The sequence below is a fragment of the Streptomyces sp. NBC_00310 genome (assembly GCF_036208085.1).
Classification (GTDB): domain Bacteria; phylum Actinomycetota; class Actinomycetes; order Streptomycetales; family Streptomycetaceae; genus Streptomyces.
The window spans coordinates 9400954-9416504 of record NZ_CP130714.1 but is presented as its reverse complement, the minus strand read 5'-3'; the positions used below and the strand labels follow the sequence as shown (position 1 = coordinate 9416504).

Annotated in this window: 12 protein-coding genes; 5 read left to right on the top strand and 7 right to left on the bottom strand. The window is 69.9% G+C overall.

Annotated features, from left to right (window positions below; all coding sequences use genetic code 11):
• Positions 1-757 precede the first annotated feature (757 nt).
• From OG202_RS41030 to OG202_RS41020, 3 genes are read right to left on the bottom strand one after another with little or no spacing between them, the layout of a single operon-like run.
• Positions 758-1729, bottom strand: a complete 972-nt coding sequence (locus OG202_RS41030) for a polyprenyl synthetase family protein (RefSeq protein ID WP_327726832.1) — start codon at positions 1727-1729, stop codon at positions 758-760.
• Positions 1726-2436 carry a 4'-phosphopantetheinyl transferase family protein gene (locus tag OG202_RS41025; RefSeq protein WP_327726833.1) on the bottom strand — a complete coding sequence of 237 codons (711 nt, stop codon included), beginning with the start codon at positions 2434-2436 and terminating at the stop codon, positions 1726-1728. The genes OG202_RS41030 and OG202_RS41025 overlap by 4 nt, the downstream gene beginning before the upstream one ends.
• The gene (locus OG202_RS41020) at positions 2381-3292 is read right to left on the bottom strand and encodes a metallophosphoesterase family protein (RefSeq protein ID WP_326574631.1); all 912 of its coding nucleotides are present in this window, start codon (positions 3290-3292) and stop codon (positions 2381-2383) included. Before OG202_RS41020 ends, OG202_RS41025 begins: the two co-directional genes overlap by 56 nt.
• 277 nt (positions 3293-3569) lie before the next feature.
• Here OG202_RS41020 and OG202_RS41015 point away from each other — a divergent pair, with 277 nt between their 5' ends.
• Complete coding sequence (locus tag OG202_RS41015; RefSeq protein WP_327726835.1) at positions 3570-4703, top strand: ATP-grasp domain-containing protein; 1134 nt, start codon at positions 3570-3572, stop codon at positions 4701-4703.
• Between the two features lie 142 nt (positions 4704-4845).
• Here OG202_RS41015 and OG202_RS41010 read toward each other — a convergent pair whose 3' ends face one another.
• The 4 genes from OG202_RS41010 to OG202_RS40995 form a co-directional block, all read right to left on the bottom strand.
• Entirely contained in the window at positions 4846-5727 is an 882-nt protein-coding gene (locus OG202_RS41010) for a sulfotransferase family protein (RefSeq protein WP_328224407.1), read from the bottom strand.
• A gap of 158 nt (positions 5728-5885) precedes the next feature.
• Complete coding sequence (locus tag OG202_RS41005) at positions 5886-8933, bottom strand: alpha-mannosidase (RefSeq protein ID WP_328224406.1); 3048 nt, start codon at positions 8931-8933, stop codon at positions 5886-5888.
• A gap of 53 nt (positions 8934-8986) precedes the next feature.
• On the bottom strand, positions 8987-10327 hold the full coding sequence (locus tag OG202_RS41000; RefSeq protein ID WP_327726837.1) for a 6-phospho-beta-glucosidase: 1341 nt from the start codon (positions 10325-10327) through the stop codon (positions 8987-8989).
• Between the two features lie 76 nt (positions 10328-10403).
• Positions 10404-11153 (bottom strand): DeoR/GlpR family DNA-binding transcription regulator, encoded by a 750-nt coding sequence (locus OG202_RS40995; RefSeq protein WP_326585537.1) that lies wholly within the window; start codon positions 11151-11153, stop codon positions 10404-10406.
• A gap of 150 nt (positions 11154-11303) precedes the next feature.
• Here OG202_RS40995 and OG202_RS40990 point away from each other — a divergent pair, with 150 nt between their 5' ends.
• The 4 genes from OG202_RS40990 to OG202_RS40975 all read left to right on the top strand — a co-directional run bounded on the left by OG202_RS40990 (position 11304) and on the right by OG202_RS40975 (position 15534).
• Positions 11304-12323, top strand: coding sequence for a carbohydrate kinase family protein (locus OG202_RS40990; protein ID WP_326574636.1), 1020 nt, complete (start codon positions 11304-11306; stop codon positions 12321-12323).
• A 55-nt stretch (positions 12324-12378) separates the two neighbouring features.
• Positions 12379-13659 (top strand): ABC transporter substrate-binding protein, encoded by a 1281-nt coding sequence (locus tag OG202_RS40985; protein ID WP_327726838.1) that lies wholly within the window; start codon positions 12379-12381, stop codon positions 13657-13659.
• Between the two features lie 124 nt (positions 13660-13783).
• Complete coding sequence (locus OG202_RS40980; protein WP_326585538.1) at positions 13784-14668, top strand: carbohydrate ABC transporter permease; 885 nt, start codon at positions 13784-13786, stop codon at positions 14666-14668.
• Positions 14665-15534 (top strand): carbohydrate ABC transporter permease, encoded by an 870-nt coding sequence (locus tag OG202_RS40975; protein WP_327726839.1) that lies wholly within the window; start codon positions 14665-14667, stop codon positions 15532-15534. The genes OG202_RS40980 and OG202_RS40975 overlap by 4 nt, the downstream gene beginning before the upstream one ends.
• Positions 15535-15551 lie beyond the last annotated feature (17 nt).

Sequence of the window (15551 nt, the reverse complement as noted above, 5' to 3'; positions counted from 1 at the left end):
GGGCAGTCCACCGATGTACGACGCCCCCGAGCCGACGTGCTGACCTCCTATCCACTGTGAAGGTCCGGCCTCTGCCCGGACCGCTCGACGAGGCGGGCCGTGTCATTCCCGTCCCACCGGATCGTGCGGGAAGCCACGGGGTCTTGTCGCGGGGGCGACCTGGCGTCCAGGTCGTTCGCACAGTGGCGCCCTCCACCTGGACGCCAGGAATCAGGCCCGCTCCACGGTGTTGGGTCGACGGCAGACGGGATGGGAGCCGAGGTGAGTGGTGGGTTGCGGAAGGGGCAGCTACGGCTCCGTTTCCCGAACGACCGAAGTCGGGTCTGAGCGGCTTGTCCGGCGCTTACCTCGGAGGGGTAAGCGCGGCGTACGCAGAGCGTGGCTACGTTCAAGTCGTCGTACCGGAGCGAACGAAGGAAGCGGACGTGCCCGCATATGGCTTTGCGCATCTACATGACCGCGGCCACCACCCTGATGTCCTTGAGTACCTGGAACGCATCCAGGACACCCTCGACCCATTTCACGGCCGCTTCCTGATCCTTGAGCCGGCCCTCTTCGGCTCGAACGGCTCGCCCTCCTGCCGAACCCCGGATGAACAGCGGATTCCCCCGTCCCTACGAAACGAGGACCCACCCCGGAACAGTAAAATCCGGCGCCCACCCGACACGACACTCGGGCCACCAGCATTCCCGCCATCAGCCACAGAAAGCGAAACGGCCCACCGACTCCGTCGGCGGACCGTCATGCAAGATCGAGGCTAGGTCAGGTACATCCCGGAGGCCTGAGCCACCAACTGGCGCAGGGCGGGCACGTAGGTCTCGTCACCGCCCAGTTCGTCGAGCACGCGGTACGCGTCGTCGCGGAACGCCGCGAGGTCCTTCTCGAAGCGCCGGAGCACGCCGGGGGCGAGCAGCAGGGCGCGGAGTTCCGCGCGGGCCGTTTCGGAACACCGTGCGGCGGCGGAGAGTTCAGCGACCCGCGTCCTCGATCCGGGTGGCGTCTCCTCCAGGGCGCAGGCGAGGAGATACGTGACCGTGCCGTTCAGCAGATCCTCGTCGCGGCCGGAGAGAAGGTCCTCCTGGTCGTTGAAGAGCTGCCAGAGAATTCCGAAGACGGCGCCGAATTCCCGCCACCGTTCGGTCCGTTCGGTCCCGGCGCCGCAGAGAATCGCGGCCATCGCCGTGATCATCCCGAACGGGGCGCCGGATTTCCCACGATAGGCGGCGACGACCGCGTCCCGCGAGGCGTTCTCCATGTCGCCGCGCAGGTCCCGCAACTGGCCTTCCACAGCGTCGATCCAGCAGTTGACGATCTCACCGGTGAGGGCGTTGCGCACCGCGTCCGGGACCGACTGGGCCTGTACGACCCGGATGGGAAGGGCCTGTCCGCTGAGGACGGACGCCAACAGCGCCTCGTCCGTGCCGAGTCCGTCGGGGGTGTGGGTGCCGTGGCCGTCGGCCAGGTCGTCGAGGTAGCAGGCGGACGTCCACCACAGGACGTGCACGGCCGACAGGGGAACGGCCGGTCCCGGGACCCCGGTCTCGGAGGCGTGCACGAGGAGCGGGAGCACGGACAGGGGGTATTTCATCTGCTGGTGGCCCAGCAGCCCGGATATGGATCTTCGGACCGCCACGGACGACGGCCCGAGGCTCTCCAGGGCGGTGGCGATCTCCGCGTCGATCTCCGACGCGACCTGTCTGTGCAGCTCCGCACAGGAAAGGGTGCTCATCTGGCGTCCTCGTCCTCCGCGGTGGGGAAGGGAACCGAAACCGCCGTCGCCACCAGCCCCCGCCGGACGGTCCAGCGTCCGGCGAAGGCGTCGATGCGACGACCGTCCACCACCGGTCCGGGCACGAGGAGTCCGACGCGCAGGGCGCCGGAGCGGCCGCCGGGGTCGACGGTCACCTCGATGTCGGCCTCCGCGAAGTCCAGCCACCGCCCGGTGAGCGGGAACCACGCCTTGTAGACGGACTCCTTGGCGCTGAAGAGCAGCCGGTCCCAGTGGACCGAGGGGTGGTCGGCGGTCAGACGGCGCAGTCGGATCTCCTCCGCGGGGAGGGCGATCGCCGTCAGGACGCCCTCGGGCAGGGCGTCGTGGGGTTCGGCGTCGATGCCGAGGGAGGCGAGGTCCGCGGCGCGGACCAGGGCGGCGGCCGCGTACCCCTCGCAGTGGGTCATGCTGCCGGTGAGCCCGTCCGGCCAGCCGGGGGCGCCGCGCTCGCCGGGCACGATCGCCCGCGGCGCCACGCCGAGCTTCTCCATGGCCTGCCGGGCGCAGGCGCGGACGAGGGTGAACTCGTGGCGCCGCTTCGGCACCGCCCGGGCCACGACCGCCTCCTCCTCGGGGTACAGCTCGATCCCCTCGACGGCCGCGGCCGCGTCATGGGCGTGCGCCTCCACGACCACGACCGCTCCCGGGAGCAGTTCCTCGAACACCGGTTCCGACCTCCATCGGCAGAATGCGGCGCAGCCTGCCCGGGGGTTCCGGACGCGGTCGCCACTCGCGGGGGTAACCCACGGACACCTCTTCGAAGCGGACCCCGTCCAGCCAGGTGGTCCGCGGGATGTGCAGATGGCCGTAGACCATGACCTCGACGTTGAAGCGCCGGTGCCAGTCGGCGGTCAGCCCCGTGCCGCACCACATGGCGAACTCGGGGTAGCGCAGGACGTCCGTCGGGTGCCGGTCCAGTGGGTAGTGGTTGACCAGCACCGTGGGCAGGTCGGGCGGCAGTTCGGCGAGCCTGCGTTCGGTCTCCGCGACCCGGGCGCGGCACCAGTCGTCGCGGCTCGGGTACGGGTCGGGGTACAGCACGTGCTCGTCGACGCAGACCACTCCGGTGCCGTGCGCGTACTCCAGGCCCTCGTCCTTCGTCGCGCAGCCCTGGGGCAGGAACGAGTAGTCGTACAGCAGGAACAGCGGCGCGATCACCACCGGGCCGCCGGGTCCCTCCCAGAGGGGGTACGGGTCCTCGGGGGTGACGACGCCCAGCTCCCGGCAGAGGGCGACGAGGTGTTCGTACCGCTCGACGCCCTTGTACGGGACGGTCTCGCCGGGGTGGGTCCACAGTTCGTGGTTGCCCGGCGCCCACACGACCCTGGCGAAGCGGCCGGCGAGTGTCTCCAGGGCCCAGCGGATGTCGGCGACGGCCTCGGAGACGTCACCGGCCACGAGAAGCCAGTCGTCGTCGGTCTCGGGGCGCATTTTCTCGACCAGGGCGCGATTCTCGGGATAGCCGACGTGCAGATCACTGATGGCCAGCAGATTTCCGTGACGGCCGACCCTCGACTCCACCCGTGCTCCCTCCTGGACACCGAACATCAACACGAGAACACACGGGCACACCGGTGGACAAGACCGACGTGCCGAGCGGCCCGACACGTGTCCCGGACGCCCCGCCGCGCCAGGATTAACACGCGCGTGACAGAAACCAGGGTCCCAGTGGCCGTATGATCCGTCCTACACCACCGCCACGCCCCTGCTTCGCGTACGGCGGTTCGGCGTACCTCCATCCCCCCTGGCCGGGCACGGCCTGCTCCGCCCTGCCCGCGAACCCTGAAAGGCGGCCTGCATGGTCTCTCGCGTACGCGTCTGGCTCAACCGCACGTACGCGGAGAACGTCTTCTTCATGGATCAGCTGCGGCATAATCCGCACGCTCGTCCGGTGGACATCCATGCCACGCACGCCGACGCCGACTCCCCCGTACTGGCCGCCGCCGACACCGCCGACCTGGAGCCGGACGGCCTCTCCCCCGCCGCGTACGTCGAGTACGCGCTCGACCAGTGTGCCAAGCGCGGCATCGACGTGTTCGTGCCCCGGCTGCACCAGGCGGCCCTCGCCGCGCACCGCGAGGAGTTCGCGGCCGTCGGTACGGCGCTGCTGGCGCCGACCGCCGAGGCCATCGAGGTCTTCGAGGACAAGGTGACCGCGTACGAGGCGGTCCAGGCCCACGGGGTCCCGGTGCCGCCGTGGTTCCGGGTGACGAACACCGATGAACTCACCGCCGCCGTCGAGGAGTTGGAGGACGGCGGGCACAGGGCGTGCTTCAAGCCCGCGGCCGGGGCGGGAGGTGTGGGCTTCCGGGTCATCACACGCGCACCCTTCTCGCTCGATCACCTCAGCGGATTCCCGAGCCCGTACGTACAGCTCGACATGGTCGTGGAGGCGGTGCGGGAGGCCGAGGAGCCCGTGGACTGGATGGTGATGCCGCGGCTGGAACAGCCGGAGGTGTCCGTCGACTGCCTGACCGGACCCGACGGGCGGGTCCGGATGGCCGTGGGCCGCACCAAGAACGGCCGCCGGCGTGGCTTCACGCTCAACCCCGCGTGGATCGAGCCCGCGCGGCGGATCGCGGAGCGGTTCGAGCTGCACTACCTGACGAACATCCAGTTCCGTATGTACGGCGACGAGCCGGTCCTCATGGACGTCAACACGCGTCCGGCGGGCGGGCTGCACCAGCTCGCGCTGTGCGGGATCAACGCCCCTTGGGCGGCTGTGCAGTTGGCGCTCGGGGAGGACCCGGGGGACGTGATGCCGACGCGGCTGGGCCAGGACTACACGGTGGTGTCGGGGACGCGGCCGGTGCGGTCGGTGACCATGCCGCACCAGGTGTCGGAGGTGCCGGTCGCCATGGAGGCGCGGCCCGTGGCCGTCTCGGCCCCCGTGGTGTGCAAGCCGGCTGCCGACCGTCCGTTGGCGGTCTGAGGGCGCCGGGGATTCTCGCCCCCGCCGCCCCTACCCGTCCCGTCCCAGGGGGCTGCGCCCCCGGGCCCCCGCTGAGGGGGGTGGTCGGGTGCGGGTGGTGGGGGGTTCTCGCGCAGTTCCCCGCGCCCCTGTCGGGGCGCGATCAAGCCTGGTACCCCCATTCCTCGGCCAGCTCCCGTAGGCGGGGCGGGAGTTCCGCTGTCGGGTCCGCCGTGCGGGCCGGCTGGATGCGGCCGGACTTGATGGTGGTGGACCAGTCGCCGAGCTGGGGGCGGTAGGTGCCGTGGTCCTTGGTGCCGTAGTCGAGCATCCCCGGCTCCCAGTCGACGCCGAGGTGGTCGCAGATGCCCCGGGTGACCTTCTCGGGGTCGGCGGTGAGCTCCTCGTAACGGATCACGTGGACGGGGAGGTTCCGGCGGGCCTCTTCCAGCTTCTCGCTGTAGGAGAGGACTTCGGCCCGGATCGCCTCGTGGTCCGGGTCGGTGCGGCGGCTCGTGAGGGACTGGACGACGGCGCCGGGGTGACGCAGCAGCAGGAGGTAGCGGGCGTTCGGCCAACATCGGTGCAGGCGCGGCCAGATGAGGGTGTTCGGCGGGGTCTTGTCGACGATGACCTGCTTGCCGCTGCGGGTGAGCTCATGGTGCAGGATGCGGTCCCACAGGACGTGCTCCAGCTCGGACCTGTCGAGTTCGAGCGCCCTCATCGCGTCCCCGGTGAAGTCCCGGGAGAGATGGACGTGGACCGTCCGCAGATGCATCTCGTGCGGGGCGCGGATCCGGCTGTGGCTGTTGAGGATCACCCGCAGCAACGTCGAGCCGGAGCGCACCGAGGAGAGGACGAACACCGGCGCGTCCACCAGCCGGGACGCGCGCGGCGCCACGTACGGCGGCTCCTCGGGCGCGGGGTCGGTCCGGGGTGCGGGGACGGCGTCCAGCGGCCTGCGCGGCGGGCTCACCGCCTCGGCGATCAGTCTGCCGCGGCGCCTGAGCCCCTTGCCTATCGCGGACATGCGCGGATCTCGCACGATGACACCTCACCACTCTCTCTCACGTTCTCCCGTATCACACGGGCACCGAGCGAACTCCAGGTGGCGTGGAGGGAACGAGAAGAGGTCGCGGCGGGCAAGGTGCCCGCCGCGACCAGCTGTTTCATGCCTTTCTTAATTCTTGACGGGAACGGCGGTCACCGTTCCCCCACCGCCAGCCGCAGGGTCTGCACCTCGAACGGGCGCAGCGTCACCGGGACGCCGTCGCCGTCCGTGGCCGTCTCCGACAGGGGGCGTTCCAGCAGGTCGGTGATCTGGGCACCGGCGAGCGGGAAGCCGGTGCGCAGGACGCCCCGGGCCCGGCCGCCATTCGATTCGTAGATCCGGACCACGACGTCGCCGGAGGCGTCGTCGGCGAGCTTGACCGCCTCGACGGTCACTCCGGCGCCGTCCACGGACACGACCGGCTCGGGGGCGCCGGCCGCGTCCGCGACCCGCAGCGGCAGGTTGAGGGCGTAGCCCTCGGCGACCGCGTCCTCGATGCTCGCGCCGGGCAGGAGCGAGTAGGTGATGCGGTGCTTGCCCTGGTCGGCCTCGGGGTCCGGGATGCGCGGGGCGCGGACCAGGCTGAGGCGGACCGTGGTGGTCGTACCGCCGTCCTCGCGGACCGTGCGGGAGACGTCGTGGCCGTAGGTGGAGTCGTTGATCACCGCCACGCCGTAGCCGGGCTCGGCGACGTGCACCCAGCGGTGGCCGGAGACCTCGAAGCGGGCCGCCTCCCAGCTGGTGTTGGTGTGGGTGGGGCGCTGGATGTGGCCGAACTGGATCTCCGCGGAGGAGTGGGGCGCGCGGACGTCGATCGGGAAGCCGGCCTTGAGGAACTTCTCGGCCTCGTGCCAGTCGATGTCCGTCTCGAAGTCGATCCGGGGGCTGCCGGCGCGCAGGGTGATCGTCTGGGTGATGCGGGATCCCTTGCCGAACGAGCGCTCCACGCGGATGGCGCCGAGGAGGGGGTCCTCCTCGACCACGGTCACCGACTCGGCGTCCAGCAGGTCCGTGTAGCGGTTCTTGTAGTGCTTGTCGACGTCCCAGGCGTCCCAGTAGTTCGGGAGGTCGGTGTGCAGACGGAGCAGGTTGCCCGTGTCGCCGAGCACCTCGCGGTCGGCACGTAGGTCGCGCACGGAGGCGAGGGTGCCGTCCTCGGCGATCTCCACCCGGACCAGGCCGTTGTCGAGGACGCGGCCGGAGACGGTGACGGGGTGCGGGGGTTCGGCGGCGGTGAGGGGCGCGCTGCCGTTCGCGGGTACCGTCACGTACACCGGTGCACCCGCCGGCGTACGGACCACCTCGGCCCGGTCGCGCGGGCTGGTGTTGAAGACCCGCGGGTCTCCGCCGCCGAGCGCCGAGATCGCCTGAGCCGTCAGCTCCTCCAGTTCCTTCGCCACCCGCGCGTACTCCGCCTCCGCCTCGCGGTGGACCCAGGCGATCGAGGAGCCCGGCAGGATGTCGTGGAACTGGTGGAGGAGGACCGTCTTCCAGAGGCGGTCGAGCTTCTCGTACGGGTAGGAGTAGCCGGGCGCGTGGAGCGCGGCCGTGGTCGCCCAGAGTTCGGCCTCGCGCAGCTTGTGCTCGCTGCGGCGGTTGCCCTGCTTGGTGCGGGCCTGGGAGGTGTACGTGGCACGGTGGAGCTCCAGGTACAGCTCGCCGTTCCAGACGGGGGCGTCCTCGTACTCGGCGCGGGCCTTGGCGAAGAACTCGTCGGGGTGTTCGACGACGACCTTCGGTGAGCCCTCCAGGTCCGCGAGGCGGCGGGCGCGTTCCATGATCTCGCGGGTGGGGCCGCCACCGCCGTCGCCCCAGCCGAAGGGCGCCAGCGAGCGGGTGCCGGCGCCCTTCTCCTGGTAGTTGCGGACGGCGCGGTCCATCTCCTCGCCGCTGAAGCGGGCGTTGTAGGTGTCGACCGGCGGGAAGTGGGTGAAGATGCGGGTGCCGTCGATGCCCTCCCACCAGAAGGTGTGGTGGGGGAACCTGTTGGTCTGGTTCCAGGAGATCTTCTGGGTGAGGAACCAGTCGTTGCCGGCGAGCTTGGCGAGCTGCGGGTAGGAGGCGTTGTAGCCGAAGGAGTCCGGCAGCCAGACGCCCTTGGTCTCGATGCCGAAGTGCTCGATGAAGAACCGCTTGCCGTGGACGAGCTGGCGGGCGATGGCCTCGCCGCCGGGCAGGTTGCCGTCGGACTCGACCCACATGCCGCCGACGGGTACCCACTGGCCCTTGTCGACGGCCTTCTTGATCCGTTCCCACACCTGCGGGTAGTTGTCGCGGACCCACTCGTACTGCACGGCCTGGGAGCAGGCGAAGATGAAGTCCTCGTACTCGTCGGCCAGCGCGGTGACGTTGGAGAAGGTGCGGGACGTCTTGCGCTTGGTCTCGCGGATGGGCCAGAGCCAGGCGGAGTCGATGTGGGCGTGGCCGACGCCGGAGATGGTGTGGGCGCTGGCATGGGCGGGCTTGGCGAGGACCGGGGCGAGGATCTCGCGGACCGCCGTCGCACTGCCGGAGACGTCGTCCAGGTCGACGGCGTCCATGGCCCGGTCCAGGGCGTGCAGGATCTCGTGGCGGCGGGGCTCGTGCTCGCCGAGGTGGACCATCAGCTCGCGCAGCACCTGGAGGTCCAGGTCGAGGTGGAAGACCTCCTCGTCGAGGACGGCGAGGTCGGCGCGCTGGAAGGTGTAGAGCGGCTTGTCGCCGGCCGTGAGGATGTCACCCATCGGCGTGATCTTCGAGAAGTTGTCGGCGAGGATGTCGGGGTTGGACGCCGCCTCGACCAGGTAGTCGATGGTCTCGCCGCCCCGGACGGGGTTGCCGATCGGCACGTACTGGTTGAGCGGGTTGACCGCCTTCAGCGGGGTGCCGTCGGCGAGGTGGACCAGGGCCTCGGCCTGGTTGCCGGGCCAGTCGCCGACGAAGCCGAGGTCGATGACCGCCTCGACGCGGCGGCCCGCCCACGCGGCGGGCACCTGTCCGCGCATCCGGAACCAGGTCGTGCCCCACGGCGGGCCCCAGGGGGTGTCCATCGCGAACGGTGTGTACGAGGCGCCCGCGGCCTCCTCGAAGGGGACGGGCTCGCCCGGCGCCTGCCAGGCCTCGACCTCGAAGGGCACGGAGGCCGCGTAGACGGCGGGCTTGACGCGCTGGGTGTGGACGCGCTCGACGCGTTCCTCGATGCGGCGGCGTTCGTCGTGCATGACGGGTCTCCAGAGAGGGAGCGAGCGGGGGAAAGCGCTTTCCGGCGGTGGGCCTACTTAAGGTACGCCAGGCCCGGGTGGACCTCGATGTATCCCTCCACCAGCCTGCGCGCCACATTGACCGAGTCGACCAGCGGGTGCAGGGCGAAGGCCTTCACCGCGGTCGTACGGGAACCCGCCTCGGCGGCGGCGAGGACCTCGCGTTCGACGGCCTTGACCGCGCAGACCAGGCCGGTGGCATGGTCGGGCAGGGGGGCGACGGCGACCGGGTGGGCGCCGTTGGCGTCGACCAGGCAGGGCACCTCGATGACGGCCTCGGTGTCGAGGGCCGAGAGGGTTCCCTTGTTGCGGACGTTGAGGATGAGGGTGGTGCGTTCGTCGCGGGCGATGGCCCGCATCAGGGCGAGGGCGACCTTCTCGTAGCCGCCGGACAGGTCGTCGGCGTCGCGTTCGCCGGCGCCGGCCGTCTCCCGGTTCTCCGACATGTAGGTGGCCTCGCGCTCGGCGCGGGTGCGGTCCCAGGCCTTGAGCGCGTGGGCGTCGGGGCGGCGCATCTCCTCGTAGAAGTGGGCCTGCTGGTCCTTGAGGAAGGCGCCCCGGGTCTTCTCGACCGCCTGGTAGGCGCGGACGGCCTCGCGGTTGAAGTAGTAGTAGTGCAGGTACTCGTTGGGGATCGCGCCGAGGGACTGGAGCCAGTCGACGCCGAAGAGCTTGCCCTCCTCGAAGGAGCCGAGGAGGTCGCGGTCGGCGAGCAGGCGCGGGAGTTCGTCGCGGCCGGCGACGCGCAGGCCGCGGACCCAGCCGAGGTGGTTGAGGCCGACGTAGTCGATCCAGGCCTCCTTGGGGTTCGTCACCCCGAGGACACGGGCGATACGGCGGCCGAGGCCCACCGGTGAGTCGCAGATGCCGATGACGCGGTCGCCGAGGTGGCGGGACATGGCCTCGGTGACCAGGCCGGCCGGGTTGGTGAAGTTGATGACCCAGGCGTCGGGGGCGAGCCGGGCCACCCGGCGGGCGATGTCCACGGCGACGGGGACCGTGCGCAGGCCGTAGGCGATGCCGCCGGCGCCGACGGTCTCCTGGCCGAGGACGCCTTCGTCGAGGGCCACCCGCTCGTCGTTCGCGCGGCCCTCCAGGCCGCCGACGCGGATCGCGGAGAAGATGAAGTCGGCGCCGGTGAGGGCCTCGTCGAGGTCGGTGGTGGCGGTCACCGCCGGGGCGTCGGGCACGTCCGCCGCCTGCTCGGCCAGGACGCGGGTGACGGCGGAGAGCCGCTCGGCGTCCAGGTCGTGCAGCACGACATGGGTGACCCGGCCCTCGGCGCGGTCCCCGAGGAGCGCCCCGTACACGAGGGGCACCCGGAATCCTCCGCCGCCCAGAATCGTCAGCTTCACGCAACTACCACCTTTGCCGATCGTGCGTCTGTGCGGGCCGTCCCGACACGTGTCAGCCGTCCCCCCGCGGGGGCGGTCATACCGTGACCACTTCGACCCCCGCGTCCTCGAACGAGGACCGGGTGCCCGGGTCCACCGACCCGTTGGTCACGACCACGTCGAGTTCCCCGGGACCGCAGACCCGCGCCATCCCCGTACCCGGGAACTTCGCGGAGTCGGCGAGCAGGACGACCTTGTCGCCGGCCTTGATCATCGCGCGTTTGACCGGGACCTCGACGACGGTCGTGTCCATCACCTGTCCGCCGGGCCGCACCCCGCTCGTGCCGAGGAACAGCCAGTCGGCGTGCAGTTGCCGGAGGTTGTCCTCGGTGAGGAAGCCGACGAGGGAACGGTACTCGCGGCGGACCATGCCGCCGAGCAGCACCAGTTCGATGCCCTCGTCGTCGGCCAGCTCCTCGTAGACCACCAGGTTGCTGGTGATCACGGTGAGACGGCGGCCGTGCAGCTGCCGGGCCAGGCGGTAGGCGGTGGTCCCGATGTCGAGGAGCACGGACTGACCGTCGCGGACCATCGAGGCGGCCTTCGCCGCTATCGCGTCCTTCTCGGCCACCCGCACCTCGGCGACCTCGGCGAAGGGCTGGTCGCCCTCGTCCACGACCGCGCCGCCGTGCACACGGGTGAGCAGCCCCTCCTCCTCCAGCCTGAGGAGGTCACGCCGGATGGTGGCGGGGCTCACGCCGAGCTGTTCGGACAGGTCGGTGACCGCCGCCGGGCCGCCTGATCGCAGGGCCCGCAGGATGAGTTGGTGTCGTCGCTCTGCCAGCACGCGCTGAACAGTACTCGTCATTCCCAATCATTTCTATGCTCACTTCTGCTTGACTCTTGCCAAACACCTCGGAGGCGCGCACGATCTGTGCACCGAAATTGAAGACTTTTGAAGAGTGATCCTCGAAAGTCTCGACGAGAGGGTGCACGCGTGGACGACGACCGGCCCGATGTGCTGCTGACCGGGCTGCTCTTCTACGACCTCGTGCTCACGGGGCTGGGAAAGCCGCCCACACCCGGCGAGGAGATCTGGACCGACGGCATGGGCTGCGGTCCGGGCGGCATCGCCAACCTGGCGGTGGCCGCGGCCCGTTTCGGCCTGCGGACCTCCCTGGCCACGGTCTTCGGCGACGACTACTACGGCGGCTACTGCCGTGACGTCCTCGCCGGCCAGGAGAACGTCGACCTCTCCCTCTCGCGCACCGCGGACGGCTGGCACACCCCCGTCACCGTCTCCCTCGCCCACGGTCATGACCGGGCCCTGGTCACCCACGGCCAGGAACCCCCTTACTCCCAGGACGTGTTGATGGGCGACCCGCCCGAGTCGCGCACGGCACTGGTGCACATCGAGGCCGAGCCGCGCGAGTGGCTGGCCAAGGCCGCCGCGAACGGCACGCACATCTACGCGGACGTCGGCTGGGACCCCACCCAGCAGTGGTCCGGCGACCTGCTCGACCAACTCGCCCTGTGCCACGCCTTCCTCCCCAACGAGACCGAGGCGATGGCGTACACCCGGACCGACAGCGCGGTCGCCGCGCTCGGCACGCTGAGCGAGCTGGTGCCGGTGGCCGTGGTCACGCGTGGCGGCGATGGCGCCGTCGCGGTGGACCAGACGACGGGCGAGTACGCGGAGGTCCCGGCCCTCGACGTCGACGTGCTCGACGCGACGGGCGCCGGCGACGTCTTCGGCGCGAGCTTCGTCGCCGCCTCCCTGGGCGGCTGGCCGCTGGTGGAGCGGCTGCGGTTCGCCGTCCTGTCCGCCGGACTGTCCGTGGGCCACCACGGCGGAGGCCTGGCGGCGCCCGGCTGGTACGGCGTCGACCGCTGGTGGCGCTCGCTGACCGACCCCGACCTGATGAAGGCCTACGGCTTCCTCCCGCACCGCATCCCGGCGGACCTCGGCCCACCGGTGCGTCACGCCCCGGTCACCCCGCCCGCCCGGCCGCACTGAGCCCCACGAAAAAACGCCCCTTAGTACCACGAACAGGAACAAACAGGAGTGACCCGTGGACCTTTCCCGTAGAGGCTTCCTCCAGGCTGCCGTGCTCACCGCGGCGGCCTCCGGCCTGACCGTCGCCTGTGGCGGCGACTCGGAATCCGGCGGCACCAAGAACGGCAAGAACCTCACCATGTGGTACTGGGGCGGAGCCCTCAGCGACAAGGTGGTCGCCGAGGCCAAGACGCACTTCAAGGGCCAGGTCAAACTGACCAGCTCCTCCATAGGCGGCGACTTCAAGCAGAAGCTCACCACCACCCTCGCCGCGGGCGGCTCCTCCGTGCCGGACATCACCGGCATCAAGGGCGAGGACATCGCCTCCTTCCTGCCCAACGCCGACCGCTTCCTCGACCTGAACGACCTGGGCTTCAAGAAGATCTCGTCGCAGTACCTGGAGTGGAAGACCAAGCTCGCCCAGACCGAGGACGGCAAGCAGATCGGGTTCCCGATCGACATCGGCCCCACCGCGCTCTTCTACCGCGCGGACCAGTTCGACAAGGCCGGGCTGCCCAGCGACCCGGCCAAGGTCGCGGCCGAGGCCAAGACCTGGGAGGACTACTTCGCGCTCGGTACCGAACTGAAGAAGGCGCTGCCCGGCACCTTCCTGATCAACAACATGGGCTCGGTGTTCAGCATCGCGGTCGGCCAGGGCACCAAGCGGTTCATCGACCAGGACAACCACTTCATCGGCGACCAGGACCACATACGTGCCGCGTGGGACACCGCGGTCCGCGCCTACACCCTCGGCCTCGACGCCAAGATCAACGACCAGAGCTGGAACGCCGCCGTCGGCAAGAGCCTGACCACCGAGGTCGGCGCCGCCTGGCACGCGCTGGACATCGAGTCGGCGGCCCCGGGCACCAAGGGCAAGTGGCGGGTCTGCGCGACCCCGGGCGGACCGGCCAACCAGGGCGGCTCCTATCTGACCCTGCCCCAGCAGTGCCGGAACCCCGAAGAGGCATTCAAGATCATCAGCTGGATCCTGAGCCCGGACAACAACGCCAAGAGCTTCACCGACGCCGCCATCTTCCCCGCCTCCCCGGAGACGTACGCGATGCCGGCCATGACGGGCCCCGACGCCTTCTTCGGCGGACAGAAGATCATCGAGGTCTTCGGCCCGGCCGCCGAGGCCATTCCCGTGAGCTACGAGGCCCCCGCCGACTCGGCGGTCATGGCTCCCTTCATGGCCGAGCTGACCAGCATCGAGGCCAAGGGCAAGAAGCCCGACGACGCCTGGAAGGACGCGGTCTCCCAGGCCAAGCAGATCGCCCGGCGACAGGGGGTGAACTGAGGTGGCATCACCTCCGGTCACCGGCCCCGCCACGGTGCCAGAGCACCGTGGCGGGCCGGGCCCGGCCCGCTTCCGCCCGCGGCGCACCCCGCCCGCGGGCGTCGCGCGGCCCGCGCGTCGCGGGGTGCTGTCGTACTGGCGGCAGTACCTGGCGATCTCGCCCTTCTACCTGATCTTCGTCGTCTTCTCCTTCGTCCCCGTCTTCTATTCGCTGTATCTGGCCTTCCAGCGCTACGACGGCCTGGGCACCAAGCAGTTCGTGGGATTCCAGCAGTTCGAGTTCCTCTGGAGCGACCCGGTCTTCTGGCTGTCGATCCGCAACACCCTGCTGATCTGGGTCCTGTCCACCGTTCCCACGCTCTTCGGCGCCCTGGTCCTGGCGACGCTGCTGCACTCGGTGCGCCGCTTCAAGGGCTTCTACCGCATCGCCCTCTACGTGCCGAACGTGACGTCGATCGTCGCCGTGGCGATCTTCTTCGGCGCGGTGTTCAGCAACGACTTCGGCCTGGTCAACGCGATCCTGGGCATGGTCGGCATCTCGCCCGTCCCGTGGCTGAGCAACCCGTGGCTGATCAAGGTGGTCATCGCGCTGCTGATGACCTGGATGTGGACCGGCTACAACATGATCATCTACCTGGCCGGCCTTCAGTCCATCCCGAACTCGGTCTACGAGGCGGCCAGGATGGACGGCGCCGGCCCCGTCCGCACCTTCTTCCAGATCACCATTCCGATCATGCGGCCGATCATCCTGTTCACGGTCGTCATCTCGACCATCAACGGCCTGCAGAGCTTCAGCGAACCCCAGGTGCTCTTCGCCAGCAACGCCGCCAACCAGAACCTCGGCGGTCCGGGCCAGGCGGGCCTGACCACGCTGCTGTACTTCTACCAGTCGGCCTTCCTCGACAACGACTACGGCTACGGCGCGGCCATCGTGTGGGCCTTCTTCGTACTGATCATCGTGCTCGTCGTCATCAACTGGCGCATCGTGCAACGAGGGAGGAAGTCATGACGACCGCCGTCACGCCGCGGCCGGCCACGGGCGCCAAGCGCCAGCGCCGCCCCAAGGGCCTGTCCGCGCACGTCTTCCTCGTCCTGGCCGTCCTGATCTCGGTGTTCCCGTTCGTGTGGACGATCGTGATGGCGACCAACACCACCCGGGACATCTACAAGAGCCCGCCGAAGCTGACCTTCGGCTCCCATCTGCTGGAGAACATCCGGCATGTGCTGGACACCATCGACTTCTTCGGGTCGATGCTCAACACGGTCGTCGTCGCGTGTGTCACCACGGTCCTGGTGCTGTTCGTCGACTCCCTGGCGGCCTTCGCCTTCGCCAAGTTCGAGTTCCCCGGGCGCAAGTGGCTCTTCGGCACCCTGCTGGTGTTCATGATGCTGCCGCTCCAGCTGGCCGTCCTGCCGCAGTTCATCCTGATGTCCGAGGTCGGCTGGGTCGGCATGCTCAAGGCGCTGGTCTGGCCCGCGCTCTCCAACGCCTTCGGCATCTTCTGGCTGCGCCAGTACATCGAGAACGGTGTGCCCGACGAACTGCTGGACGCGGCCCGCATCGACGGCGCCGGGTTCTTCCGTCAGTACTGGAACGTCGCCCTGCCGATGATCAAGCCCGCGTTGTCCTTCCTCGCCATCTACGCCTTCGTCGGTGCCTGGAACGACTACGTCTGGCCCCTCATCGTGCTCACCAATCCCGAGCACGTCACCCTCCAGGTGGAGCTGGCCCAGCTCAACGTCGGCCACAACACCGACTACAGCATGGTCATGGCCGGTGTACTCATGGCGTCCCTGCCGCTGGTCGCGGTCTTCGCGATCTTCGCGCGCGGCTTCATCGCGGGCGCCACCGAGGGCGCGGTACAGGGCAGCTGAACCGCTCCCCGGGAGAG